Annotated in this window: 19 protein-coding genes; 17 read left to right on the top strand and 2 right to left on the bottom strand. The window is 35.6% G+C overall.

The features are described from left to right. Positions 1-21: 21 nt before the first annotated feature. The 9 genes from D8M06_RS09725 to D8M06_RS09685 all read left to right on the top strand — a co-directional run bounded on the left by D8M06_RS09725 (position 22) and on the right by D8M06_RS09685 (position 9,814). The gene (locus tag D8M06_RS09725) at positions 22-1,086 is read left to right on the top strand and encodes a YVTN family beta-propeller repeat protein (RefSeq protein ID WP_121204210.1); all 1,065 of its coding nucleotides are present in this window, start codon (positions 22-24) and stop codon (positions 1,084-1,086) included. Positions 1,087-1,446: 360 nt separating this feature from the next. Further along, positions 1,447-2,376, top strand: a complete 930-nt coding sequence (locus D8M06_RS09720; RefSeq protein ID WP_121204209.1) for an ATP-binding cassette domain-containing protein — start codon at positions 1,447-1,449, stop codon at positions 2,374-2,376. Further along, positions 2,373-2,660: a lasso peptide biosynthesis PqqD family chaperone gene (locus D8M06_RS09715; RefSeq protein ID WP_121204208.1), complete on the top strand. Its 288-nt coding sequence runs from the start codon at positions 2,373-2,375 to the stop codon at positions 2,658-2,660. Before D8M06_RS09720 ends, D8M06_RS09715 begins: the two co-directional genes overlap by 4 nt. A 17-nt stretch (positions 2,661-2,677) precedes the next feature. Continuing rightward, positions 2,678-3,124, top strand: a complete 447-nt coding sequence (locus D8M06_RS09710; protein WP_121204207.1) for a lasso peptide biosynthesis B2 protein — start codon at positions 2,678-2,680, stop codon at positions 3,122-3,124. A gap of 10 nt (positions 3,125-3,134) precedes the next feature. Then, on the top strand, positions 3,135-4,307 hold the full coding sequence (locus D8M06_RS09705; protein ID WP_121204309.1) for a nucleotidyltransferase domain-containing protein: 1,173 nt from the start codon (positions 3,135-3,137) through the stop codon (positions 4,305-4,307). 15 nt (positions 4,308-4,322) lie between these two features. Further along, on the top strand, positions 4,323-6,116 hold the full coding sequence (locus D8M06_RS09700) for an ABC transporter ATP-binding protein (RefSeq protein WP_121204206.1): 1,794 nt from the start codon (positions 4,323-4,325) through the stop codon (positions 6,114-6,116). Between the two features lie 249 nt (positions 6,117-6,365). Beyond that, the gene (locus D8M06_RS09695; RefSeq protein ID WP_121204205.1) at positions 6,366-8,348 is read left to right on the top strand and encodes an asparagine synthase-related protein; all 1,983 of its coding nucleotides are present in this window, start codon (positions 6,366-6,368) and stop codon (positions 8,346-8,348) included. Further along, positions 8,302-8,454 carry a paeninodin family lasso peptide gene (locus tag D8M06_RS09690; protein ID WP_121204204.1) on the top strand — a complete coding sequence of 51 codons (153 nt, stop codon included), beginning with the start codon at positions 8,302-8,304 and terminating at the stop codon, positions 8,452-8,454. The genes D8M06_RS09695 and D8M06_RS09690 overlap by 47 nt, the downstream gene beginning before the upstream one ends. Before the next feature lie 385 nt (positions 8,455-8,839). Continuing rightward, positions 8,840-9,814, top strand: coding sequence for a metallophosphoesterase (locus tag D8M06_RS09685; RefSeq protein ID WP_121204203.1), 975 nt, complete (start codon positions 8,840-8,842; stop codon positions 9,812-9,814). A gap of 59 nt (positions 9,815-9,873) precedes the next feature. On the opposite strand, the gene D8M06_RS09680 is transcribed toward D8M06_RS09685, so the two are convergent. Beyond that, on the bottom strand, positions 9,874-10,944 hold the full coding sequence (locus D8M06_RS09680) for a YecA family protein (protein ID WP_121204202.1): 1,071 nt from the start codon (positions 10,942-10,944) through the stop codon (positions 9,874-9,876). Between the two features lie 325 nt (positions 10,945-11,269). On the opposite strand from D8M06_RS09680, the gene rlmN reads away from it, so the two are divergent. Continuing rightward, entirely contained in the window at positions 11,270-12,337 is a 1,068-nt protein-coding gene (gene rlmN / locus D8M06_RS09675) for a dual-specificity RNA methyltransferase RlmN (protein ID WP_121204201.1), read from the top strand. A gap of 40 nt (positions 12,338-12,377) precedes the next feature. Here the strand turns inward: rlmN and D8M06_RS09670 are convergent, their stop codons facing one another. Then, positions 12,378-13,655 carry a GGDEF domain-containing protein gene (locus D8M06_RS09670; RefSeq protein WP_121204200.1) on the bottom strand — a complete coding sequence of 426 codons (1,278 nt, stop codon included), beginning with the start codon at positions 13,653-13,655 and terminating at the stop codon, positions 12,378-12,380. A gap of 270 nt (positions 13,656-13,925) precedes the next feature. Between D8M06_RS09670 and D8M06_RS09665 the strand changes: the two genes are divergently transcribed. The 7 genes from D8M06_RS09665 (at position 13,926) to D8M06_RS09635 (ending at position 22,315) form a co-directional block, all read left to right on the top strand. Next, entirely contained in the window at positions 13,926-15,974 is a 2,049-nt protein-coding gene (locus D8M06_RS09665) for a catalase (RefSeq protein WP_121204199.1), read from the top strand. A 267-nt stretch (positions 15,975-16,241) separates the two neighbouring features. Further along, complete coding sequence (locus tag D8M06_RS09660) at positions 16,242-17,411, top strand: ParM/StbA family protein (RefSeq protein ID WP_121204198.1); 1,170 nt, start codon at positions 16,242-16,244, stop codon at positions 17,409-17,411. A gap of 9 nt (positions 17,412-17,420) precedes the next feature. After that, the gene (locus D8M06_RS09655) at positions 17,421-17,963 is read left to right on the top strand and encodes a hypothetical protein (protein WP_121204197.1); all 543 of its coding nucleotides are present in this window, start codon (positions 17,421-17,423) and stop codon (positions 17,961-17,963) included. 315 nt (positions 17,964-18,278) lie between these two features. Next, the gene (locus D8M06_RS09650) at positions 18,279-18,815 is read left to right on the top strand and encodes an RNA polymerase sigma factor (protein WP_121204196.1); all 537 of its coding nucleotides are present in this window, start codon (positions 18,279-18,281) and stop codon (positions 18,813-18,815) included. After that, the gene (locus D8M06_RS09645) at positions 18,808-19,596 is read left to right on the top strand and encodes a hypothetical protein (protein ID WP_121204195.1); all 789 of its coding nucleotides are present in this window, start codon (positions 18,808-18,810) and stop codon (positions 19,594-19,596) included. Before D8M06_RS09650 ends, D8M06_RS09645 begins: the two co-directional genes overlap by 8 nt. Positions 19,597-19,660: 64 nt before the next feature. Further along, complete coding sequence (gene asnB, locus D8M06_RS09640; RefSeq protein WP_121204194.1) at positions 19,661-21,556, top strand: asparagine synthase (glutamine-hydrolyzing); 1,896 nt, start codon at positions 19,661-19,663, stop codon at positions 21,554-21,556. A gap of 120 nt (positions 21,557-21,676) precedes the next feature. Then, positions 21,677-22,315 (top strand): DUF421 domain-containing protein, encoded by a 639-nt coding sequence (locus D8M06_RS09635; RefSeq protein WP_121204193.1) that lies wholly within the window; start codon positions 21,677-21,679, stop codon positions 22,313-22,315. Positions 22,316-22,813: the final 498 nt, after the last annotated feature.

The following is a 22,813-nucleotide window of genomic DNA, read 5'->3' as shown; positions in this document are numbered from 1 at the left end:
TAAAGGGAGGGGAAGATTGTATTGAGAAATGTATCTGTAACAATGATAATATTGACTATATTAATATTTATATCCGGTTGTAGCCTGTTTACGGAAGATGCCGGCCAACAAAGTAAACAAGAAAACAGGGTGGAACAGAAACCAGATATTAAAACCAATAGCTTTCCAGAGGAGGAATCAAAAGAAATTACATCAACAGACATTAGTAAGCAGTTTTATGTACAAAGTGAAAAGGAAAATAAAATATCTATTATTAATCTTCCTTCTAACCAAGTTGTAAGTGAGATAAAGACAGGCGAAAGACCTGCAAATGTTGTATTTGAATACGAGAGTGGAAATGCATATGTTACCCACCGTAATGGAAATAGTGTAGGAGTTATAAATATAAATGAGCAGAAAATGATAAAAGAAATAGAAGTTGGTATAGACCCACATGGCATCGCACTGTCTAAGGATGAAAGTGAGTTATATATTACAACTGTAGGTGATCAATATGTTTATGTTATTGACACAAAGAAAAATATAGTAATTCGGGAGATAGATATAGGAAATGGAGCTAAAACTAATTATCCATTTGTTTATGAAGAAAAATTATATATCACGGATCATCAGAATCATTTGGTGTATGTAATTAAAAATGATAGTGTAATAGACGCTTACAAAGTTGGTGGTCCTCCTATGGTTGCAAGAACAAATGCTGAAGGTAGCTTGCTTTATGTGGCTTCAAGTAGTTATGGTGCAATAGAAGTATTTGATACCAATACAGGTGAAAAAGTAAATGAAATATATTCTGGTGATGATGTAACTGATTTTGTTATTGATGATGGAAATTCCCTTTTAGTTGCAACGAATAAAAATGAAAATAGTGTCAGCATCATTGACTTAACCATTGATAAGATTATTAAAAAGGTTGAAGACGTTTCTGCACCTAAACATATATCATTTAATAAGGATAAATCAAAGGTTTACTTTACTCTTAGTGGATCTAACAAAGTTGTTAGTATTGATATAGAAAAGATGGAGCTTGTTGATGAGATAGAGGTAGGAAGTAAGCCACACGGAATTCAGCTAAAAACAGAATACTGACCACTACAATCATTATTATAAGGGTGATAAACTACGCATGGTTTAAAAATTTAATTTTAAACTGTTTCTTATATTCAATTGTATTTTACAGCATTTATTATATAGTTAGTCCTAGTCTATTGTTATTATGTTTTTATTGACAGTTGAAATAATAGGTGCTAAAGTTATATCATAATTAAATTCGTTATAGTGAACAGATTGTTTGGTATATTTTTTTACCTTTATTATTCTTTATTAAGAACAACGGGGGTAAAGTGCATATATAGATTAGTAAAAAGTGAAAAAGCTGAAATCAGTTGATTGGAAAAACTTATTTCAGGAAATTTTACTATCAAAAGAAAGAGACATAGGGGGAAGGCCATGATTATATTAATTCAGAAAAATAGTTATAAAGCATTTGGATTTAATATAGAAAGTGAATTTACACTACCTGAATTATTTTCAGATAAATCCTTTTCTTATGATATTAAAATAAAAAGAGGTAATTTAACCAATAGATGGTTCGAACTTTCCAAACCAAAACAATACTTCTACGTTACCAATAACCTATGCATGTTCGAAGTCCCAGAAGTAGCCATCTTCAAAATCGAAAACGGGAATACAATAACTGTATCACCATATGAAAATGCACACGAAGACCAAATCCGTCTTTACCTCTTAGGTACTTGTATGGGCGCCATATTGTTACAACGCAATATCCTCCCTTTACACGGCAGTGCTATTGTGATTGATGGAAAAGCATATGCCATTGTAGGAGACTCAGGTGCTGGAAAGTCCACACTTGCATCTGCCTTTTTAAGACGAGGTTATCAATTATTAAGTGATGATGTAATTGCTATTTCCCTAGATAAAGAGAACCAACCAATTGTCACACCATCCTACCCGCAACAAAAGTTATGGCAGAAGAGCCTTGATCACTTTGGAATGGAATCCACCCACTTTAGACCTGTCATTCAAAGAGAAACCAAATTTGCTGTACCAGTTAAGAACCAATTTATAACCAAGCCAATGCCGCTTGCAGGGATTATTGAGTTGACTAAAAAGGAAAGCGGCTTACCAGAAATAAGGTCAATCCAAGTTTTGGAACGTTTATACACATTATACGCTCATACATATCGGAATTTCCTTATTGGTCGTTCTGGATTAATGGAATGGCATTTTGAAACAACAGCAAAAATGGCAAATAAAATCGATTTTTATCAAATTAAAAGACCAGAAGATCAATTTACGGCAAATGAGTTAGTCAACCTAATTTTAAATAATGTTCAAAAGGGGGAGAGAGTGATATGAATCAAACAATATCGAAGGAACAAGTGGTAAGCCAAGTAGAGGGCAATATTGTTAGCGACATGGATGGAGAGAAGGTCATGTTAAGTATTCAGAATGGAAAATATTATAATCTTGGTGAAATCGGTGGAGAGATTTGGGAGTATCTAAAATCGCCAATTACAATCAAAGCACTGATTACTAGATTATTATCTCAATATGATGTCGGGGAAAAGGAATGTGAAGAACAGGTTATGAGCTTTTTGAACCATTTATTAAAAGAGGGTTTAATTCAAATCGATGATTAAGAGAGGAAAAGAGTCTAATGCGAAAGCTTAAGTTGTTATTATTACTTAATAATAAAATGAAATGGCTCTTATTGGAATCTTATTTTTATTTAGGGTTGGCTCGTATTCTAAAAGGGAGACCCTTTTCCAAAATTGCCCCAACATTAGGGGAGAAAATGACGGAAACATCCAATGAAATTCAATCAGTAGATAAGAAAACTTTATCTGAAATTTCCCAAACCATCTATTTAATGAGCAAATATACATTTTGGGAAAGTGAATGTTTGGTAAAAGCCATTGCTGCAATGAAAATGCTTGAAAGGCGTAAGATTGAAAGCACGCTTTACTTAGGGACAGCAAAAGATGAGAACGGTCACTTAGTTGCGCATGCATGGTTGCGTAGTGGACCTTATTATGTAACAGGTTCAGAAGGAATGGAACGATTTACGGTTGTAAGTAAGTTTGCAAAAAATATGCGAAGGTGATGGAGAACTTATGAAAAATGCCTTTTTCCTAAAGACAATCAATCTGCCTGAAGAATTGAAACTAATCCTTTATTTGTTAAAAGGGGATAAACCAAGAAAAATAGATTCTGCATTACTAAAAGATATAGATTGGAAGCAGTTTATGGAATTATCCCTACATCATCGGGTATATCCAATCCTACATTCAAAGATTAAACAACTAGATGCCATACCTCCTCATGTAAGGAATTTCCTTTCCAATCAATACAAATCCAATACATTGCAAATGCTGCAATTGAGTGGTGTGATGGAGGGGCTAAGTAGGGAATTCGCTCTTAATCATATTCAAGTCATATTTTTAAAAGGACCAGCATTGGCACATGACCTTTATGGGGATATCTCCATGCGAACATCTAGTGATCTGGATCTATTAATCCCCATAGAGCAGCTAGGTAAGGCGGACAATCTGCTTATTAATCAGGGATATGAAAAAGATGATTATATTCATACCGTTTTAAATGATTGGAAATGGCGCCACCATCATGTAACCTACTTCCATCCAGTAACAAAAGTCAAATTAGAAATTCATTGGCGCTTAAATCCTGGTCCAGCATATGAACCTTTCTTCAAGAGTTTATGGGATAGAAAGCGAACGAGTAAACTTACAACTTTTCCTGTCTATCTATTAAGTAAGGAGGATTTATTTTTCTTTCTTATTTCCCATGGAGCTAGACATGGGTGGTCAAGGCTTCGCTGGCTCGTGGATATTGGGCAGTTACTCGAACAAGATTTCCATTGGGGAAAGACGCAGAAAGTTATTAAAAAATGCCATTACCAACGGGCTGCAGGGCAAGGTTTACTTTTGGCCTCTCAACTACTTGAGGCTAAATTAAGCAACAGAATGAGGGTTATAGCAAATAAAACAAGTTCAAAACAACTTGCACAACAAGCTATCTTTTACCTAGAAAGACAGGTAAATTTACATACGGACCCAGTTCCGGAAGAAATTGCTCGCTATCATAAAAGTCATTTATTTTCGCTAATGAGTATTCAGCAGAGAGCTTTCTTTATTTTAAGTTTTCTCTATCCATACCCGGAAGATTACCAGACCTTGCCATTGCCAAAACCCTTCCATTTTCTTTATTTTCCTTTACGCCCATTCTTATGGGTTTGGAGGAAAAAAAGGAAACATGCGCTTCCATAGGAGGAATATTGATCAATGAAACCAATTGTTTATTTTTTAAAACAGATTCATACTTATTCAGGGAAGATTATCTATTTTAACTTACTTGCTATGGCTGGTATTGGACTACTAGAAGGGGTCGGTATTCTATTATTGGTTCCTCTAATCAGCATGAGTGGGATTGTTGATATGGGGGCATCAGAAATTCCGGTGTTAGGTATGTTTAACTTTTTGGAGGGGATTCCAGCTTCCACTGGCTTACCGATGATATTGGGAATTTATCTGCTTATCGTCATTAGTCAAAATATCGTCAAGCGACAATTATCGGTTAAAAATACGATATTACAACAAGGGTTTCTCAGATACATGCGTGTACAAACCTATCAATCCCTATTGCGTGCAAACTGGGATTTTTTTATTCGAAATAGAAAATCGGACCTAATTAATGTACTAACAGCAGAGATTGCTAGATCAAGTGCTGGTGCTCATTCTGTTTTACAGTTTATTGCATCCATAGCATTTTCCATGATACAAATCGTCCTTGCTTTTATTCTATCACCAAGTATTACAGCCTTTGTACTCCTTTGTGGATTAGTACTCATTTTCTTTAATCGTAAGTTCCTAAAAAGGTCATTGGCACTTGGAAGTCGGAATTATGAATTGGGAAGAGAGTATATTGCGGGTATAACCGATCAATTGAATGGGATTAAAGATATCAAAAGTAATACATTGGAAGAGTCACGATTGAAATGGTATGGAGTCATAACGAAAAATATGCAAAATGAACAGGTGGAATATACAAGGCTAAAGTCAACTTCCCAACTATATTATAAAGTAGCATCTGCCTTAATAATTGCGGTTTTCATCTACTTTGCATTAATCATGTTTAATGCACAGGCAGCCCAATTATTACTTGTCATTGCTATCTTCTCGAGACTATGGCCAAGAGTAGCTGGAATTCAAGCAACTTTGGAACAAATTGCAACGACCATTCCTTCTTTTCAAGTAGTAAAATCTTTACAACATGAATGTGAAGTCGCAAGGGAATACACTAGTCAAGCATTCGATAATAATCGGCTTGATGTAATGAAAAGTATCCAATGTCAAAACGTTTCTTTCCGATATAGTCAAAATAAATCAAACTATGCTTTAAGAGATGTCTACATCACTATACCTGCTAATCAAATGACTGCATTTGTTGGCCCATCTGGTGCAGGGAAGAGTACATTAATCGATATTCTCATGGGATTGAATCAACCAGAAGAAGGAAAGGTCTATATTGATGGAAATGTATTAACAACAGATAAATTATTATCATTACGTCGAGCGATAAGCTATGTCCCACAAGATCCATTTTTATTCAATACAAGTATTCGGGAAAATTTGCAGTTGGTGAAGACAGATGCAACCGAGGTAGAAATGTGGGAGGCACTTGAATTCTCTTCAGCTTTGGGGTTTGTTCAAAACCTTCCAAATGGTTTGGATACAGTTATAGGTGATAGGGGTATTAAACTATCTGGAGGGGAACGCCAGCGGTTAGTCTTAGCACGAGCGATTTTAAGAAAACCATCTATCCTTGTACTAGATGAAGCGACAAGTGCACTTGATACGGAGAATGAAGCCAATATACAACAAGCACTAGAGCGTCTAAAAGGGAAAATGACAATTATTGTTATCGCCCATCGTTTGTCCACTATTAAAAATGCCGATCAAGTAGTGGTTTTAGATGAAGGTAGAGTCATTCAGCAAGGAGGCTTCTCCCAATTATCTAAGGAGAGAAAGAGTTTATTTAGTAATCTATTAAACCGGCAAACAGAGGCATTGCTTTAATATAGGGAGAAAATAGATTGATTGATTTTTATAAATTTAAAAAGTAATTATTGTAATTTTTATCAAATGATGTTATGTTCTTTATAAGAAACAAACTGGTTGTAAATTAGTAGTTTACATCTATTGTTTGGGATATCAATTAGGTTATAAGTTGGATTAGAATAATGCCAAGGAATAAACTTTTTTACAATCGATGTTCTTAATAAAGAATTTTTCTATAGATAATCATTTTATATTGGAGAAGATATGATGAGTGCAATAGCTGGTATTTATAATGTAAAAGAGCCTGTTCCCCATCATTTTGGACAACAAATGATGCAGGCATTAAGGAAGTATCCTGCTGATGATGTACAAATATGGAACCAGGAAAATGTCTTTTTGGGGTGTCATGCACAGTGGATTACACCAGAATCAATTGGAGAGCAATTGCCTTTTTATGATTATGAAAGGCAATTGGCAATTACGTCAGATGCGATGATTGATAATCGGGATGAATTATTTGATCGTTTAGGAGTTCATTATGAAGAAAGAAAGATCATGCCGGATAGTCAGTTGATTCTACTTGCTTATTCGAAATGGGGAGAGGAAGTTGTAAAATATTTAATTGGTGATTTTGCCTTTATGATTTGGGATAGAAAAAAGCAAAAGTTATTTGGTGCGAGAGATTTTTCTGGTGCAAGAACTCTATATTATTACCAAAATGATCAGCAATTTGCATTTTGTACTGTAATGGAACCACTGTTAAAATTACCCTATATTAAAAAGCAATTAAATGAAGAGTGGCTTGCTGAGTACTTGGCAATTTCAATCATGCTAGATGTAGTTGATGCATCAAAAACGATTATTAAGGACATTGAACAAGTTCCGCCTTCACATACGATTACTGTAATGGATGGAAAGGTTACTCTTTCTAGATATCAGGTACTATCATTGGATGAAGAGATTAGATTTAAATCAGATGAAGAATATATCGAGGGTTTCCGTGATGTTTTCCAGAAGGCGGTTGACTCAAGATTACGTACATTTAAAGCCGTTGGTTCAACGTTAAGTGGTGGACTTGATTCAGGATCTATTGTAAGTTTTGCTGCTAAAACATTACGAAAACAACATAAAAAGTTACATACTTATAGTTCTATTCCTGCTGGAGGTTTTGATGATTATACGCCAAGAAATTACTTTCCTGACGAACGCCCTTTTATTCGTGCAACAGTTGATTATGTAGGGAATATTGAGGAACGTTATTTAAGCCTAGATAACAAAAACCCGTACACAGATATAGATGATTGGTTGGATATTATCGAAACGCCCTATAAGTTCTTTGAGAATTCGTTTTGGATAAGGGGTATTTTCGAACATGCAAGTAATGAAGAGATTGGGATTTTATTGAGCGGAGGTAGAGGTAACTTTACGATATCCTGGGGTCCGGCATTGGAATATTATGGATATTTATTAAAAAGTATGAAATGGATTCGTTTTGTACGTGAACTCAAAAATTATAGTAAAAACATTGGAGTAGGAAGAAAGAAGATATTTAAGGTTATAACTAAACAAGCATTTCCTTTTTTAAGACAAAAAGAGTCTTATCAATTTCCTATGCTAATAGATCCCATTTTTGCTAAAAAAATGAACATATTTGAAAAACTTGAAAACTATGGAATAGGAGTAAATGGATTCTCTGGACTTACTATTTTTAATGAAAGGAAATACCTTATTGAAAACGAATTTATTTGGAATTCATCTGGAACATCTAATGCGAAATTATCTTTGCAATACGGATTATTATTGCGTGATCCAACAAATGATATTCGCGTAATAAATTATTGCATGTCACTACCTATTGATCAATTTATTAATAACGGTTTAGACAGAGCTCTTATCAGGCAAGCAACAGAGGGTTATTTACCGAATAAAGTGAGATTAAATCAAAAATATCATGGTATTCAAGGAATGGATTGGGTTCATCGCATGATACCGTGTTGGACAGATTTTACTAAAGAGGTAAAACAACTATTACTAGATAAAGATGTGAAGCAATATTTTAATTTGGAATCAATTAGATATGCCCTTTCAAAAGCGGAAGTTCCGAAAGTAGAATTTGCGCCTACCCCTGAACTTAAAGTTTTAATGCGAAGTATAATCGTATATCGATTTCTACATTCATTTAACATTAAAGGAGGTGATACAAATGAAAAAGAAATGGAAAGAGCCAAAATTGGAATTGTTGAATATTAAAGAGACAATGGCAAGTTGGAAAGGTAATACGAATGACTGGACCTTTATTGGAAGAGAGTATGAAGAGGTTGAACCTGATCCAGATCCTGGTAATATCGGAAGTTAATCGTACAAGAATTGGTTGCTTCCGTCTAAGCTAAACTCTGTTAGTATTGGCAAGCTTATTGTAACCTGACGACGACTATACTAAGTTTGAAATTCAGACCAATATGATGGTGATAAAACAGCACATTAATCTCATTAAAAGTAAACGTTAATTCTATTTTATAACCCTTATACTTATTATTTTGTATGAGGGTTATTATTCTATTTATATTTGAAATAAATGGAATTATTAATCTATTGATTGTCCTTGTTTTACTACATATTGATATTTATCAAGATCTTGTAAAAGGCAATTTATCCATCTATTTTGATAATATGTGTGCTCAGTATTCAATTATGCTTTTAAACAAAGGTATTTCTATAAGGTAGGTAGGAGCGATGTTATTATGAAAAGGATAACCAATTTAATTGTAGTACTTTTAATTTTGTTTGTAGTCTATATTTATTGGGATAATAATAGATTAGTAATTGTTGAGGAAGATGTAGGAAATGTAATTATGTCAGAGAAGTTTGAGGGTTTTAAGATTCTTCAGATTACAGATTTACACGAAAAACAATTCGGCAGTAATCAATCAAAACTAATAAATAAAATCAACAACCTAGACTACGATGCAATTGTTTTTACCGGAGATATGCTGGATAACGAAAAAAGTACAAATTATAGTAGCTTTTATACGTTATTAGATGGTATAGAAGACAAAGAAAATGCCTGGTATGTCCCTGGAAATACAGACCCAAGCAGCTACGAAATAGGAGAAACTGTTGAAAAAGGGGAATTTATACAAGGGATGGAGGATAGGGGAGTCTCTTTACTAGAAACCTACGACTTCATCCAAGTAGATGAAGCAAAGGTGTATTTTACCAATCTTGAACTATCTATTGTCGATAACCCTAATAAAATAAATAAGGTAAATGGTGCAGATTATCCGAAATATGCAGATGATGAAAGATATATAACTTATCAAAAAACGAAACTAGAAGAACTTAAGAGTGGATTAAATGAAATACAGGAGGAAGACGTCCTAATCGCCCTCAACCACTACCCCATCCCAGACATCCGCATCGACTACATCAAAAACGATCCAAACCTAAGGTGGCGCGATTTCGACCTAATACTAGCCGGTCACTACCACGGTGGACAAATTCGTATCCCATTCTATGGAGCCCTTTTCATCCCTGACCCTTGGTATACTCCAAACAGCTTCTTCCCACCACAAGACCGGGTAAAAGGCCTATGGGAATACGCTGGAACAAAACAATACGTTAGTACAGGTCTCGGCAGCAGTGATGCTATATCCTTTTTGGAATTTCGTTTATTTAATTCCCCGGAAATAAATCTCATAAAACTAAAAACAAAATAAGAAGGCTAGTTTCACATATAGAGAATACCAGCCTTCTTATTTTGTTTATCCTTGATTGATCAATTCTCCTGAGCGTGTGGTAAGGATTCATTCCCATTTGAATCCAAATTCGCTTTTACTCTATGAACTTCTTCTTCTAATACATCCATTAGTTTTCGATAATTACTTGAAATCGTACCTGCAGATGTTTCATATGCCTTTGCTATGTTGCCTTGTGTAACATTATTACCTAGAAAGGCAGTCTGTACTAGATATTCTAATGCTCCGGCATAGCCACCGATTTTTTTGAAGGTAGGATCCTTTTTCTGGCAGTAATAGTTCCATAGAAGGATTCCAATATGAATAAAGTCCTGATTTACTTTTTTCTTTTGCAATTGCTCGGCAAAAGACTGAGCTGCCTTCTCGTGCAATGGATTGTTCCAGACTAGTTGATTGTTATCTTCCAGTGTAAGAACATCTCCTAAGAAGTCAGGGAAACAATCTTTCATATTACTAAATTTCTGATGATATGTTTTTGCTAAATCGATGATTTCTTTTTTCTTATCAGGATTGAATTCTAAGATATTTGCAAAGAAGTTGTATTTTTGTACGTATGGTACAAGGATGCCTATGGCTATATTGCCTTCTACTAAATAATTGCCTGTACCAGATGATACGTCAAAATGCTCATCCGTTATGGCATCTCTTAATCTAGCTGTATTGGATTTAGGATCTTTTGAGAGTACTTCATATACACTTGGCGTACGTTGACTCCATTCTTCAAATAGCTGTTTTGTTCTTGAGTATTTGATTTTTGATTTCTGCTTTTTGTAAAAGTCATAAAAAATTGTTTGGTCCTCATCAAGGCAGTTTACATTAAGAATCGCCCATAACGTTAGACCTGTTACATATATTTTATTTCGTTCGCTATCTTCTTGAATGAACGGTTGGTAAAATTTGCTAAGTGTTTTAGTTAAGGTATTTCCGTGCATATTCGAAGTATAGTCGACAAGATCTCTATGTAGTTGATCTAATTCCAAATTATATTGATCTGTATTAAAAGATACGATATTGGTTGTTCCACAACACTTTTTATATTTCTTTCCACTGCCACAAGGACAGGGTTCATTTCGTCCTATTTTACTCATCATTACATACCTACTTCATCAAATCTTTTTCTAACCTTTTAATTATGAAGGATATTAGCCAATCCTTCAAGTAATACTAAATATCTATACATAAACGTTTATATGAATCTGGGAGATAATAAAATGTCAGTGTGCCCCGATATACTAAAAGGAAACCTAATATACCTTACTACATAGACGATTTATTTCCTGTAAATGCTATAATCTTCTCCCAAAATGGAAAAACTGTATCCAATCCAAAAATATACCACTATTTTCAATTTGATTCAAATCGTCACATAGAGTATGATGTTAAATAGAATGAAATGAAGCGAAATGAGGGTTTATAATGAGTAAAACATCCATTTATGGGCTAACCTTTGAACAGTTGCAGGATTGGCTTGTAGAGCGTGGAGAAAAGCGTTTTAGAGCAAACCAAGTATGGGATTGGCTTTATAAAAAACGTGTAAACAGTTTTGATGAAATGAGAAACGTTAACAAAGATACGATTGCATTACTGGAAGAAAACTTTGTTCTGCATACATTAGATGAAGATATTAGACAGGAGTCAAAAGATGGTACGATAAAATTCCTGTTTAAACTGTCTGATGGTAATTTGATTGAGACGGTATTGATGCGTTTCAGCTACGGTTTATCCGTTTGTGTGACGACACAGGTTGGTTGTAATATTGGTTGTTCCTTCTGTGCAAGTGGTCTGTTGCGCAAGAGTCGTGATTTAAATGGCAGTGAGATTGTTGAGCAAATCATGAACGTTCAGAAGCATTTGGATAAGCAAGGGAAAGATGAGCGTGTCAGCCATATCGTTGTAATGGGTATTGGTGAGCCACTAGATAACTACTCAAATCTTATGGATTTCTTGCATGTAATGAATGATGATAAAGGTCTTAATATTGGTGCAAGACATATCACTGTATCGACGAGTGGCCTAGCACATAAGATATATGACTTTGCTGATGAAGATATTCAAGTGAACCTTGCTGTATCGCTTCATGCGCCTAATAATGAGCTACGTACAAGCATCATGAAGATCAATAAGGCATTTCCGCTTGAGAAACTTATGCCGGCTATTGATTATTATCTAGAGAAGAAAAATAGACGTATTACGTATGAATACATTATGCTAAAAGATGTGAATGATCATAAAGAGGAGGCTATTCAGTTAGCTAATCTATTGAAAAAACATCGACATCTGGCATATGTAAACCTGATCCCTTATAATACAGTGGATGAGCATATCCAATACCAACGCAGTGATTCTAACTCTATTCAAGCTTTCTTTGAAACGTTAAAAGAACACGGCATCAATTGCGGCGTTCGTTGGGAGAATGGTGCTGACATTGACGCAGCATGTGGACAGTTAAGAAGTAAACAAATGAAAAAATCTAAAGCAGTATAAAACCATTAAAAGGACAGATGTGATATTTCACTTCTGTCCTTTATGCTTTCTTTTCTACTTCATCAGAATATCGCTCATATATTGATACATCTTCCACTCCATTCTTCTTAAAAACCTTGTTCTTTCCATGATATTTCGCTTTTATTAACAAATCATCTGCTATGGAGTAAGCATCTTTTATGTTAATCGATTCTGTTGCTCTGAAGTAATATAAGCCAAAGGAAGCTGTGCAGGAAATAGATATCCTCTTCGATTGATATTCGGCCTGTACACTATTGTTTTCAATCCCTTGCTTGATATCCTTTACTAACGCTACACTTTCATCGTACGTTCTATGCCTTAGAATGAGGGTGAATTCTTCTCCACCACTTCGGAATAAGTAATCGTCTTTATTTAGGTAACTTTTCATCACATTTGCAAAGCTTTGAATGACTTGGTCACCAACTGTGTGGTTATAGGTGTCGTTAACACGTTTAAATGAGTCTATATCTGATACAACTATGGAAAGATATTCTCCTGATTGATTAAGTTCATTCATAATTTTATTCATATATGCACGGTTGTGTGCTTTGGAAAGAAAATCAGTATATGCCATCTGTTCATAACGGTCACGTTCCATTTTATGTTGAATACTTTGAGACTTAACCATAAATGAACGGCTTACAAGGTAATTTAGTACGAAAAGTGCGAATAACAGGTCCCACCGTTGTTCTATTAGGAATACATATAACAGACCATTGGATACAGCCTTTTTTAATGTATCGCTTACATTTCTTTGTATCATAAAGTCGAATACATCTTTTAGGGTTTTGATTTCTCCGATACTGTGTAACACAATACTGAGATAAATATCAGATAAAAAATTTATGAGAACAACGAGAATGACAATTAAAGCCCAATATCCAATAGTATTATTGCCAAAGTAAGGGATTAAAGAGTGAAATAGGTAGAATGCAATTGCGTGGTTTAGTGCAAAAGCACCTATATTATAAAAAGTATGCAGGAATTCGTCCTCATCTGCAGTATTGGTATGTTTTCGTTGAAAATAAGTATAGAACCGAATAATTAATTCATAAATAAAGACCCCGAGTGGTCCTGTGAACATAGCGATGGAGAGTCCATAGGAGATTCCATACTCTAACGTTACATTTCCCTTCTTAAAGATCGTATTTAAATGGGAATAAAGAAAGGTGAAAGTAAGGTAGATTACCAATGTCTTTATATAAAGTGAGGTATCCACTTGAATGGGTCCTGATACAATTGCTATAACAACGGAAGCAACAAATAAACCTATGATAAATACCTTGAGACGTCCCATGGATAATTAGATTCCTTTCTATCTGCAGGGGTAATCAAATTAGCATTTATTACCTTCTAACTCTGCTCTACTTAGTATAAAATACCTACATTATAGTTATAATACCACAAATTAATAGAAGAGAGGAATAAAAAGGAATTTTCTTAAAATATAATGATGCAAATGGAAGCATTACATAGATAACCTCCCGTTACATGAAAAAATGTAAGCATAGATTATCCTCCTTTGGAAAAGTTATCTAATAGATACATAAGAATGGGAGGTATATTTATGCATGAACAAGAAAACGTGAATGAAAAAAGCAAGCAGGACCAGTTAAAGAACTTTAAAGTAGATGACTCGAAAAAGGAGTTGACGACGAATCAAGGGTTGAAAATGTCAGAAGATGAACTGTCTCTTACCGCTGGAGAACGTGGTCCCACCCTGATGGAAGACTTTCATTTTCGAGAAAAAGTAACACATTTCGATCACGAACGTATTCCTGAACGTGTCGTACATGCCAGAGGAACGGCAGCACATGGTGTGTTTGAAACATATGAGTCAATGGAAAAGTATACGAAAGCAAAGTTTTTGTCCAAAGCAGGTAAAAAGACTCCTGTGTTCACTCGGTTTTCAACAGTTGTTGGGTTTCGTGGGTCTGCCGATACGGTAAGAGATGTACGAGGTTTTGCCACGAAATTTTTTACCGAAGAGGGGAACTACGACCTAGTAGCTAATAATATGCCTGTATTTTTTATACAAGATGGCATTAAGTTCCCGGATATTGTGCATGCCCTGAAGCCAGAACCTCATAATGAAGTTCCGCAAGCATCTGGTGCGCATGATACATTTTGGGATTTTGTAGCAAATAATCAAGAGTCTGCTCATCAAGTTATGTGGCTAATGTCGCCTAGAGCTATCCCTAGAAGTTATCGCATGATGGAGGCCTTCGGAATTAATACGTTTCGTTTTGTAAACAAGGAAGGCGTTGCTCATTTTGTGAAATTCCATTGGAAACCAAAGCTTGGCGTTCATTCTCTTGTATGGGATGAGGCACAGAAAATTGCTGGGAAAGATCCGGATTATAATCGTAGAGATTTATACGATGCAATTGAAATGGGAAACTTTCCAGAGTATGAATTAGGTGTCCAAATTATTGAGGAAAAAGATGAGTTTGCCTTTGATTTTGATATTCTAGATCCAACGAAACTTTGGCCAGAAGAGGATGTTCCAGTAACAATCATTGGGAAATTAACACTTAATCGTAATGTGGATAACTTCTTTTCGGAAACGGAACAAGTCGCTTTTCATCCTGGTCATGTAGTGCCAGGAATTGACTTTTCCAATGATCCATTATTGCAAGGGCGTTTATTTTCCTATACCGACACACAATTGCTTCGTCTTGGTGGGCCTAATTTCCACGAGATTCCAATTAATCGTCCGGTTGTACAGTTTTATAACAACCAGCGTGAAGGATTTCATCGCCAAACAATTAATAAAGGGAAGGTTTCTTACCACAAAAATTCGTTAGCGGATAACACTCCAAGTCCTGTTCCTGAAGATAAAGGCGGTTATGCACATTATCAAGAAAAAGTGGATGGAAGAAAAGTAAGACAAAGAAGTGAAAGTTTTAACGATCATTTTTCACAAGCTAAGTTATTTTGGAACAGCATGAGTGACAGGGAGAAACAGCATATTATTGATGCCTTCAGTTTTGAAGTCGGAAGTGTAAAGGATATAACCGTTCGGCAGCAAGTAGTGGACATGTTCGCTAACGTGGATAGGGACTTGGCCACTGCAGTAGCTCAGAATATAGGCGCTACACCACCAGAAAATGCAAATGAATCAACCGTTACAAAGTCATCGAAGGCACTCAGTCAGATGAATACAGCGAAAACTGCTGAAACACGAAAAGTAGGTGTAATAATTAATAACGGTTTTAGCGATAAAGATGTTGTGGAAATATTGCATGGATTGAATGCAGAAGGTATTACTTATGAAATAATTAGTGAAAAACAGGGAGCTGTCACAGGGACGAATGGTGGTTCGTTAATGGTTGATCACACTTTTTCTACAACAGACCCTGTATTATATGATGCCATTTATGTTGTTGGTGGATCCGTAGCTAGTAATGTATTTCATAAAAACACGACTTACTATCTCAATGAAGCATTCAAACATTACAAGCCGATTGGTGCATCTAATGATGGGATAAGATTTCTGGAAGAGAATAATCTGAATGGAAGTATCGGAGTTGTAGAAGGGAAGGGCCCTACTTTTATTAAGGAATTTACACTTGCTATTGCTGAACACAGACATTGGAATCGAAAAGTAGTGTAAGGCAGAGATAAAAATACCATCCCTTTTTAATAGGGGAGGGGACCTGAAAAGTCAAGTTTGCAAAATTGATTACAAGAAAACAAAAATGTGTACAATGTATACATTTTTGTTTTCTTGTGTACAAAATCGTGTAGGGCTTGATTTAATAACGTTTACTATTTGTGTACATGTAAACATTTAAGAATACGAAAAAAGTCTGATTGTAATCTAGTACAAAAACTATTATTCTATAATAGTAGATAGTTATATGAGAGGAGTTTTATAACAATGGCAAAATCGAGAGTGGCGGCAATTGATGTCGGAAATGATGCGCTAAAAGGAATATTCGGTAAATTAGACCATGAATTGTACATCCCAAATATCATTGCACCAGATTTAGAGGATCGTCCTGTAATAGGGATAGAAGAGTTAGATAAGAAAGAGGTGTTAGATAACATACATATACGCGTGCATTCCCCTGCACTGGAAGAGAATGGTGTCATCTATCGAGTGGGTAATCTAGCAACGAAAACTACTAACTCACAAGAACTTGATCCGGGAAGTAGTAAATCGGAAGAAGATCAAACATTGATTATGTTATTTGCGGCATTGGCATTAGATGCAGTGCAATCTTCTGATTTTAAAGAAAAAAGTGATATTGTAGACGCGAACTATACACTAGGAACAGGTTTACCATTACGAGAAGTGAAAGAAGGGAAAGACGTTGGTTACCGTTCCCAATTATTAGGGTCTGTACACCAAGTTGAATTTTTAGTAACACCAAAGCACCAAGGGAAAAAGGTTAACCTTAAGTTTGATGATGTAAAGGTATATCCAGAGGGATTTGCGGCATATGTGAATCTAGTAATGGATAATGATTTGAAAGTAATAAATAAAGAATTACTGGATAAACAAATACTTATTCAGGATATCGGGGGATTATCAACCGATATAGCTGTCATTAGAAACAGAAATGTTGATGATGATAAGGCACAAGGGTTTAATTTGGGTGTGTCGGAGTCGTTAGAGCAGATTCGTGAAGAGATACGGTCCCGACATGGTGTGGAATTAGATAGTCGTCGTGACATTGTAGATATTATTACAAGAAAAAATAATCGCCACCATATCATGGTGAAGGGCAGCAGAACAAATGTGCATGATATTACCGATCATATTCTTTTAGAATTAGCGAAGAAGGAGTATCGCTTCTTGAGAAATGTTTGGTCGAAAAACTCCCAATCGGAAATTTGTTACTTTGTAGGTGGGGGATCTGCTGTATTAAAAGATTATATCAAAGCATTAAATAATAAATTAGATGGCTATAACATTGAATTCTTTGAGGATGAACAAGAAAGCATTTGGATGATGGCTAATGCATATTACAAGTTAATTAATCAGTATATCGGTACGAGCAGTAAAGATAAGAAGGAAGACAAAGCAGCTACTGAAGCAAAATAGGGTGATTAAATGGTGAAAAAAGGAATAGAACGTGGACAATCTATTACATTCCGTGTCCCTTCTGATACACCTGATTATCTGTTAAAACAACTATCAAGGCTAAAAGAAACGGAACGAAGGAATTTTTCCAGTACGATAGCCAGTTATGTTCTTAAGGGCGTAAATGAATCCTTTTCGAAAAATCAAGAGGTAGTGACAATTCCCCTCCCGAAAAAATTAACAAAAGAACAAAAAAGCTGGTTAAAACACGAACATTCTGAAGCAATGATAGGGACAATTCTTTATCATTTGCTCAACGATCCCATGCGTGCCACGACATTGTTGTCTTCGTTAAATAGTAACTCCAGTAATATCGATGAAGTGTTTTCCTTCCAGGAAGAAGTGGAAGAAGCCGCATCAAGTGAACCCGAAGTAGAATTCGAACCCACAGCCGGAGAACTAGACGAAGTCGACATAGATATGTTGGATGTCCATAGCGAGGAAGAAACGAAGGAAAAAGAAAAAGCAGAAGCAGATCCATTGGGAGACTTCTTCTCAAGCATGAACAAGTAATTACAGCAGAACTGTCAAAAATGGTAGATACCATCTTTGGCAGTTCTTTTTTTAGCGTAAAAAGCAAGTGTTTACATAAAGGCTTCATAGTTAAAAATCGGGGTAGCGCATATTCGGCGTAGTGTATTTCCGCAGCGGCATTACTATCACTATTTACCTATAGTACTTGTTTCGAATTTTATACCATTCTCTACAAAAATTCTCCAACAATACAGCTTCCAAAAAATTTTTCTAATAAATATCACCTTAATAAAACTTTTTACAAACTGAAAAGGTATATATAGTAAGAGCTCTGAAAGAAGGGGGTTGATTTCGTTGATAGAAAGAAAAACAGCAAAGCTGATACGCAAGATAAAAAAAGGAAACCAGCAAGCCTTTAAACAATTATATGATTTATACGCTGATTATTCGTTAAGGACAGCTTATGCCATAACAAACAATACAAGTGATGCAGCTGATATCGTTCAAGAAACGTTTATAAAAGTTTATCGGAATATAGATTCCTATGATATAGAAAAACCATTTAAGCCATGGTTTTATCGGATATTAGTTAATGAAAGCAATCGTTTTTTAAAAAAGAAATCAAAAGAAGCAATAAGTATTGAATCAGAGCAATTGTTAGATTTTTTAAATCAGCAGGTAGAAGAACCAATTGATAATAGGGATGTTACATCTGCTTTAAAACAGTTGGATGAGAAACACCGAACTGCACTCATTTTAAAGTATTTAAATGGTTTTACGGAAAAAGAAATAGCAGAAATATTCGAGTTAAATGTAAATACGGTCAAATCACGATTGTACCAGGGAAGACAACGGTTGAAACGAATGTTAGGAGGTGTCAAAGATGAATGATCATCAATTTGAAAAAAATGTTAAAAAACAGTTATTAGACCAGACAGATGAAATGACCCATTTAAAAGAGGACGTCTGGAACAATATTAGCAGCGAGTTATTTTCATCTTCGACTAATAGGCCGAATAACAGAACTAGAAAAGGGTTCGTGATTGGATTGACAGCGGCTGTTGTTGCGGCAATCTTATTTATTGGACTGTTGTCAGAGGATCAAATAGAGAAAGGGCAGGCAATGTTTCAAAGTTTACGGGAATTATTTATCGAAGAAAAGAAAGAGGAAATTGAGCTGGAGGGACAGAAGGAAGATTCGAACGTTCGGTTGGAGGCTAATGAAGAACTAAGATACGTCATTTACATCGATGAAGATCGTTATCAGATGAAGGAAGGAGAAGAAAGTGATCGTATTGAAACGATAGAACCACTTCCTGAAGAGTTACCAGATGTTTATATGGAAATCACCCGCATAGAAAACACAACCACCGAGGAGGTAATCTCTCAGATTAAAGAAGCGATTGCTAAGGACGAGGAAATGGAGTTACACAGAGAAGAGAGTGTAACCACACCAATAAAAGCAAAAGTAGTACAAAGTATTGGTTTAGAATATACCGATGAAAATGGCGTTACAGGTCTTCACTGGGATACACCAACCCATAGATATTATATAACAGAAGCGGATAATGGCCAGGTGTTTGTCATTAAGCAGGCATACTTTTTAGAAGCAGAGGAAGGTCACGGAGCAAGATTCCATTATATGCTGGAGAGCTTTGAGGTCGTCAAATAGCAGAAAACTCATTTGGTCATAAAAGTCAAATTGACATCTAAATTAGGATATGGAGATGAATGTTGTGTGTGGGTTTTTAGGAGTACATTTAAATGGGCAGCTACAGTTTAGTGAGGAACGGTTGCAGGCGATAAAGGCAGCAGGAGAAAGGATTAATCATCGGGGGCCGGATGATGACGGTTTTTACCATGATTCCCAGACTGCCCTAGTATTTAAGCGGCTTAGCATCATTGACTTAGAAGGTGGGCATCAGCCTTTTTCATTTGGGGATAATCGTTATCATTTAGTTTTTAATGGGGAAATCTATAATTATCTAACAATTAAACAGCAGCTACTGGAAAAGGGCTATCGTTTTCATACAAAAACGGATACGGAGGTAGTGGCTAATCTATTTTTAGAGAAAGGTATTTTCGGAGTTCACGAATTACGTGGAATGTTTTCCTTTGTAATATGGGACACAATGGAGAAGAAAATCTATGGTGCACGTGATCCATTTGGAATTAAACCATTCTATTATATGGAGAATGAAAATGAATGGATAGTTGCTTCCGAGAAAAAATGCATTTCCGAATTGACTCAGCTAGAGACTTTAGATAAAGAGGCACTACAGCATTATATGTCTTTTCAGTATGCGCCAGAACCATTCACGTTAACGAAGGAGGTAAAGAAGCTCCCTGCTGGCCATTTGTTTGTCAAAGAGCAAAATAGTTCAATGAAGATAAAGCCGTATTTTCATGCTAGCTTTCAACCAGTTGTAGCGAGTGAAACACAAATGATAGATTGTGTGCGTGAAGTTTTATTTGATTCCGTACAATCGCATCTTCAAAGTGATGTTCCTGTCGGGTCCTTTTTATCTGGTGGAATTGATTCAACGCTTATTGTTGCCATAGCGAAACAATACCATCCTACTATTAAAACCTTTTCTGTAGGGTTTGAAAGAGATGGATATTCTGAAATTGACGTGGCTAAGGAAAGTGCTGAAAAAATAGGGGTTGAAAATATTTCCCGTACAATAACACCAGAGGAATTTATTACTGAATTACCAAAGGTTATTTGGCATATGGATGACCCATTAGCTGATCCGGCCTGTGTTCCTTTGTACTTCGTTGCTCGAGAAGCAAGGAAACATGTAAAAGTGGCATTATCAGGTGAAGGTGCAGATGAGCTTTTCGGTGGCTATAACATATATCGGGAACCTCATTCCTTGCGTCTATTTCAATATATACCGGATAAAATGAATCGCGCCCTCTATTATCTTGCAAAGCTGTTACCGAATGGGGTGAAAGGAAAAAGCTTTCTGGAAAGAGGTACAACACCACTGGAAAAACGGTACATCGGTAACGCAAAGATTTTTGAAGAAGAGGAAAAGCAAAAACTGTTAAAACAATATAATCCAGAAATACCTTATCGAACTCAAACGATGGATCTTTATAGAAGCGTACAGGATATACACCCGGTGCTGAAGATGCAGTATATAGATATGCACACATGGTTAACAGGGGATATATTACTAAAGGCGGATAAGATGACCATGGCAAATTCCCTGGAAGTACGAGTGCCATTTTTAGATAGAGAAGTTTTTGAAGTAGCTAGAAGTATTCCAGTAGATAACAAGATTGCAGATGGTACGACGAAGGCGATCTTAAGAAAGGCTGCAGAGGGTATGGTGCCTGAACATGTGCTTCATCGTAAAAAGCTAGGATTTCCTGTGCCTATAAAATACTGGTTAAAAAATGAACTGTATGCATGGGCAAAAAATATCATGATACAAAGTGAAACCAACCAATGGATTAACAAAGCAGTTGTTTTAAGTCTATTGGAAGAACATGCTGCAAATCATAAGGATCATGCTAGAAAAATATGGACAGTCCTAGTCTTTATGATTTGGCATCAAATCTATATGGAAAGAGTATATGACTTCGGTGAAAATACCGGAGAAAAAATACTTCAGCCAAACTAAAAGCGCCTTAGGTATTGCTTATATGCAAGGAATAAAAAGTAACCAAACGAACGAAAAGCTAGTATAAAAATAAACCTCCTACTAAGACTAAAAAGAGAAATTATGGTGGGAGTGAAATTGATGGAATGGGATTTATTATGGAAAGCGATTATTATTTTAATTGGTGGAACCTTTTTATTACGATTTGCTGGAAGGAAATCTATCTCCCAAATGACATTGGCGCAAACGGTCATCATGATAGGAATCGGTTCCTTACTTGTTCAGCCAATCGCCGGTGATAATATTTGGAGTACCTTAGCAGTCGGACTAGTACTAGTATTATCTCTAGTTGTTATAGAATTCTTGCAAATAAAGGGAGATTTTTTTGAAAACCTGATCACAGGGAAATCCAAAATACTTATTAATAATGGTACATTACAAGAGAACAATTTAAAAAAACTAAGAATGACTGTCGATCAATTAGAGATGAACTTACGGCAGCAAGGTGTACAACGTGTAGATGATGTACAATGGGCCACTCTAGAGCCAAACGGAAGGGTCGCGTTACTGTTAAAAGAAGATTCTCAGCCTGTAACGAAAAAAGAATTTAAGCAATTGAAAGATATGATCTTGCAATTACAGAATCAGCTTACAAGCCAAGAGAATGAACTGGAGCAATATAAAGATAAACAACCTGTCCCTCCTGAACAGCAGGAAACAATCTTTGCTGAGATACAAAGAAAATCACATAAAAACAACCCGCCAAACCGTTTACAGTAGTTGGCGGGTTTTGTTGATAATACATAAGAAAACCGCCAAAACACTTAAGTAATGGCGGTTGGGGGTAACAATAGTTAGTATTGGTTGATACTGTATAAATTATAACACAAAGATACCTAAAAATAAACAATTTATTGAATATTAAATCTTTGTAAATTGATTGTAGAAGTTTCATATGAAAGGTTATCTTTAGCTAAGGCTCTTTTCTAAAAGATTGTTGTTTTTTTGTTTCATTACATTTTATATAGACTATTGATTACTTTAATTAAGAATATTGCTATATATCCGCTACGGAAATACACTACGCTTTCCGCGGGCGCTGCTGAGCCTACTCCGAGCTATCGCTCTCCGTAGTCTCACCTAGGCTAATCATCCCGCAGGAGTCTCCGTGTATTTCCTCCGCTAAGTTGTCTGCCCTACTTGTATAAGCAAAAAATAGGTTGTTTATAAGAATAATAACGGCCTTAAACGTGATTTAATGAGTTAGAATCTCAAAAA

The organism is Oceanobacillus halophilus (genome assembly GCF_003628505.1).
Classification (GTDB): domain Bacteria; phylum Bacillota; class Bacilli; order Bacillales; family Amphibacillaceae; genus Oceanobacillus; species Oceanobacillus halophilus.
This window is presented reverse-complemented; position numbering and strand designations above follow the sequence as displayed.

Excerpts from the sequence above, each read along its gene's own strand:
- D8M06_RS09720 (WP_121204209.1), top strand. The coding sequence starts at position 1,447 with ATGATTATATTAATTCAGAAAAATAGTTATAAAGCATTTGGATTTAAT.
- D8M06_RS09715 (WP_121204208.1), top strand. The coding sequence starts at position 2,373 with ATGAATCAAACAATATCGAAGGAACAAGTGGTAAGCCAAGTAGAGGGC.
- D8M06_RS09710 (WP_121204207.1), top strand. The coding sequence starts at position 2,678 with ATGCGAAAGCTTAAGTTGTTATTATTACTTAATAATAAAATGAAATGG.
- D8M06_RS09705 (WP_121204309.1), top strand. The coding sequence starts at position 3,135 with ATGAAAAATGCCTTTTTCCTAAAGACAATCAATCTGCCTGAAGAATTG.
- D8M06_RS09700 (WP_121204206.1), top strand. The coding sequence starts at position 4,323 with ATGAAACCAATTGTTTATTTTTTAAAACAGATTCATACTTATTCAGGG.
- D8M06_RS09695 (WP_121204205.1), top strand. The coding sequence starts at position 6,366 with ATGAGTGCAATAGCTGGTATTTATAATGTAAAAGAGCCTGTTCCCCAT.
- D8M06_RS09690 (WP_121204204.1), top strand. The coding sequence starts at position 8,302 with ATGAAAAAGAAATGGAAAGAGCCAAAATTGGAATTGTTGAATATTAAA.
- D8M06_RS09685 (WP_121204203.1), top strand. The coding sequence starts at position 8,840 with ATGAAAAGGATAACCAATTTAATTGTAGTACTTTTAATTTTGTTTGTA.
- D8M06_RS09680 (WP_121204202.1), bottom strand. The coding sequence starts at position 10,944 with ATGATGAGTAAAATAGGACGAAATGAACCCTGTCCTTGTGGCAGTGGA.
- rlmN (WP_121204201.1), top strand. The coding sequence starts at position 11,270 with ATGAGTAAAACATCCATTTATGGGCTAACCTTTGAACAGTTGCAGGAT.
- D8M06_RS09670 (WP_121204200.1), bottom strand. The coding sequence starts at position 13,655 with ATGGGACGTCTCAAGGTATTTATCATAGGTTTATTTGTTGCTTCCGTT.
- D8M06_RS09665 (WP_121204199.1), top strand. The coding sequence starts at position 13,926 with ATGCATGAACAAGAAAACGTGAATGAAAAAAGCAAGCAGGACCAGTTA.
- D8M06_RS09660 (WP_121204198.1), top strand. The coding sequence starts at position 16,242 with ATGGCAAAATCGAGAGTGGCGGCAATTGATGTCGGAAATGATGCGCTA.
- D8M06_RS09655 (WP_121204197.1), top strand. The coding sequence starts at position 17,421 with ATGGTGAAAAAAGGAATAGAACGTGGACAATCTATTACATTCCGTGTC.
- D8M06_RS09645 (WP_121204195.1), top strand. The coding sequence starts at position 18,808 with ATGAATGATCATCAATTTGAAAAAAATGTTAAAAAACAGTTATTAGAC.
- D8M06_RS09635 (WP_121204193.1), top strand. The coding sequence starts at position 21,677 with ATGGAATGGGATTTATTATGGAAAGCGATTATTATTTTAATTGGTGGA.